We start from the raw sequence: 3,881 nt of genomic DNA on the forward strand, positions 1-3,881 counted from the left end.
GTGAATAAAGACGGCTGGCTGGAAATCGGCGGCGCGCCACCGGACCTGGGCCTGGACCTTGCACCCACGACCCTGTTCGAGCCCCGCGAAGGCACGCTCGCCCTGTTCCCCAGCACGCTTTACCACGGCACCCGCCCGTTCACCGGCGGCCACCGCCTGACCGTCGCCTTCGACGCCGCTCCCGCCTGAACCAACCAACAAAAAGGGCGGAGAGCTTACGCTCCCCGCCCATGTTTAGACTAAGTTATCCAGACTTAGAACTTCACTCGACCCGAGATGAAGAAGTCGCGGCCAAGCACATCGTAGGTGCTGGGGTAGGTATTGGTCTGTTCCTGGTTGTCGCCCAGAAGCGGCGGCTTCTTGTCGAGTAGGTTGTTGATGCCGAACGAAAGGTTCAGGTTCTCGGTTGCATCGACGCTGAATGCCAGATCGAACACATCGTAAGCCTTCAGACGCTCGACGCTGTAGTTGGTTGCAGGGTCATCGTCGCGCACTGCGCCCAGGTGACGCCACTTCAGGCTCGTCGTCAGCGGCCCATCAAGCCACGAAAGACGGGCAGACCACTTCCACTTGGGGATTGGGTTCTCGCAAACCAGCGGTCCGAACTTGCCGGCGCAGTTGGTGAACCGGTCAGGGAACTCCTCAGCCGGGATCACGATCTGCTTGTACGTGTAGGTCGCCAGGACGTTGAACGCGAGCTTGGATTCCTGGGATGCGACACCAAAGCCGAGCGGATGTGAATAGTTCGCCTCGAAGTCGACGCCTTCCACCTTCTTGCCGCCTGTGTTGGCGTTGAAGACATTGGGGTTGGTGGTGCCGTCAAAACGGCCCAGAGCGTTCCGGGTGCCCAGGAAGATCTGGCAGTATGGGCTGTTGATGTCCTGAACGACGTTATAGCACAGGTTCAGTGAGTTCGCGAGACCACCACCGAACGAGTCGATCGCGCCCTCGATCTTGATCTTGAACCAGTCAGCCGTGAACGAGAAGCCAGGGATGAACGTTGGACGCAGAACGACGCCAGCGGTGTAGGAGTCCGACGTTTCCTGGCGCAAGTTCGGGTTGCCACCGAAATTGCCCTGAATTTGTGTGTCGGGCTGCAGCCTTTCGCCGGTGCCAACCGATGCCGCCGGAACTCCGGTAGCGATACAGAGGTTGCGGATCGTTGTATTTCCGGCTGCGTCGGCCACAGAGCAGGGATCGATTGCAGTCGGGAAGTTTACGAATGCGCCGCCGAACAGCTCCTGCACGTTTGGTGCACGAATGGCGCGCTGATACTGTCCACGGAAGGTGACGTCTGGAATGGGCGCATATTGCGCACCGCCTGAATACGTCCATACACCGCCGACGGCACCTAGCGAGTACTTGGAGTAACGAAGCGCACCGGTCAGTTCCAGGCGATAGATACCTGGCTGATTGGCGGCCACCGGGACGCGAAGTTCGGCGAAAGCTTCCTTCACGTTGTAGCTACCCTGTGTGGGCTGGCCCGCGTTGAAGCCGATCACGTCACCGGAAGACAGTGCGGTATCGGGGATGAAGCGAGACGCGACCTTGCGGTACTCGGTGCCGATCGCGATGCCCACATCGTCACCACCCCAGCCCAGGTTGAACAGCGACCCGTTTACCGAGGCGCTTGCGACTTGGAGCGACGAGATTTCCGCGTTCTGTGAGCGGATGGTGATGGCATTCAGCGCGTCTTGCGAAAGCGTGCCTGGGCCAAAGATGTTGATTGGCGTGCCGACCCCGTTCAGGCCCGCCTGGAACGCCGAGCGCGAGATGTTGCCTTCCTGGATTTGCGCGTTGCGTGTCCGGGCGTACAAATACGAAACGTCATAGCTGAAGTTGTCGTTGATCGGGCCCTTGAAGCCGATCAGGGTACGGAACGCATTGCGCTCATCTTCCTGCAGGCGCAGACCGCTTTCGTTGATGCGGCGCTGGATCGCCAATGGCACGATGCCATCGCCTACCGTATTGCCAGCATTGGTAATCCCATCAAGCTGGCGAAGTGCGGCGACATCACCTGCCGACAGGAAGGGCGATACGCTGTTGATGTTGACCTGGAAGGTGCCGGTGACGGGCGTCGGCGCCAATGCGTTACGTACGCGGTTATTTACGAAAGTCGCTTCGATGTAGGCGGTATGGCCATTACCAATATCATAGTCGCCGTAACCACCGATGATGTAGCGCTCTTGCGGCACCATCAGGAAGTTGTCAGGACCGAAGTTATACGTATCGGCCCCGGTACGCGGGCGGGAAACGCCGGGCGCAGTGAAGAACGCGCCCTGGCCGCCGCTGCAAAAGACATTCGCGGTCGGGCAATTTTCCTCGCCGTACGTCGAGCTTACGCGACCATTCGGCGTAGTCGAGGAGCCACCGAAGCCGAAGCCGCCGGCACCATCGTCCTGCAGCACGTTGCGCGAGAAGTTGCGCTGACCTTGGCCGATCGAAGCGCGCTTGTAATATTCGGCAAAGACGGTGGCGTGGCCACGGCCTTCGGCGAATTCGGAGCCAAGGGCTACGTAAGCCTCATAACGGCGGCCATCGCCCCGCTGCGTCAGACCATACTGCGCACCTGCTTCGATGCCTTGTACATTCTTGAGGCGGAAGTTGACCACACCGGCAACAGCGTCCGAACCGTAGACGGCCGACGCACCACCGGTGACGACTTCGACGTTGTCGATCAGGAACGACGGGATGGTGTTAAGGTCAACGATTTGCGACGTATCGTAGAACATCCAACGACGGCTGTTTACGAGAACCAGCGTACGCTTGGCATCCAATCCACGCAGGTTCAGCGTGGAGACGCCGCCACCGGGGTTGTTGGAGAAAGATGATGTGCCCGGGATCACCTGCGGCAGAGTATTGATCACCTGCTCGACATTGACTGCGCCGGACAGTTTGAATTCTTCGCTCGACACAGCGGCAACGGGAGCTGCGCTGTCAAGATTACGACGGGCGATGCGCGAGCCGGTGACGACGATGGCGTCGGCCGGGGCGGCATCGGCTGTTGTGCCGGCGGGCGTGCTGGTCGGGGCGTCCTGTGCTTGAACCGGCGATGAGGCCAGTCCGGCGAAGGCTCCGAGGCAGGTTGCGCTGAGGAGCGCGGCCTTCTTGAAGGAGGTTGTCACTATGTTGTGTCCCTTGTTGCTTTCGAGCGCCCAGGCTTGATTTGACCCGCTGAACTACTCGGATGCCGGCTTGCCCCGCGGTGACGCTGAACTGCCATATTCGAGTTGTTGCCTGAGCATTGCCGGCGTTCAACTAGATTTAGGGGAACTAAACAGATCGACCGAAAACTGTGTTTTTAACGTCACAGTGCTTGTCCCGCAATCGCGTGACAATAACTCAAAGGCGCAGAACGCGGTGACTTCTACCGATATAGGGATTGTTGCATATTGGTCGTGTTCTGATCCCGACCGTTCAGATCCAGTGGCAGCGCGTGCAGCGGCGGATGTAACGGGCGGGCGGTGATATTCGTCGGCGAACGACTGCGATGGCCCGGCGCTATTTCGCGCCGGGGCCACCGCCTGAGAATGCATCCGCGATGGAACATGCCGCCGGACCCAGGATCACGATGAACAACACCGGCAGGATGAACAGGATTAGCGGTATCGTCATGATCGCGGGCAGGCGCGCGGCTTTTTCCTCGGCGCGCATCATGCGCTCGTTGCGGAACTCGGCCGAAAGCACACGCAGTGCCGAAGCGAGCGGCGTGCCGTAGCGCTCGGTCTGGATCATCGTGGTGACGACGCCGCGGACGGAATCAAGGTTCACGCGGTAGGACAGGTTTTCGAATGCCATGCGGCGGTCGGTCAGGAACGCCAGCTCGATCGAGGTGAGCGCGAATTCATCGCCCAGCTCGGGATAGGCGCGGCCCAGTTCAC

Annotated in this window: 3 protein-coding genes; 1 reads left to right on the plus strand and 2 read right to left on the minus strand. The window is 60.0% G+C overall.

The window, feature by feature from the left end:
* On the plus strand, window positions 1-189 hold a 189-nt coding region (locus ACHWRX_RS00335; protein ID WP_394657655.1), incomplete at its 5' end, for a putative 2OG-Fe(II) oxygenase.
* 65 nt (window positions 190-254) lie between these two features.
* Here ACHWRX_RS00335 and ACHWRX_RS00340 read toward each other — a convergent pair.
* Together ACHWRX_RS00340 and ACHWRX_RS00345 are read right to left on the minus strand one after the other, a co-directional pair.
* Window positions 255-3,125, minus strand: coding sequence for a TonB-dependent receptor domain-containing protein (locus ACHWRX_RS00340; RefSeq protein ID WP_394657656.1), 2,871 nt, complete (start codon window positions 3,123-3,125; stop codon window positions 255-257).
* Window positions 3,126-3,501: 376 nt separating this feature from the next.
* A partial coding sequence (locus tag ACHWRX_RS00345; protein ID WP_394657657.1) for a type II secretion system F family protein occupies window positions 3,502-3,881 on the minus strand: 380 nt, incomplete at its 5' end.

This window comes from uncultured Novosphingobium sp. (genome assembly GCF_964277725.1).
GTDB lineage: Bacteria > Pseudomonadota > Alphaproteobacteria > Sphingomonadales > Sphingomonadaceae > Novosphingobium > Novosphingobium fluoreni.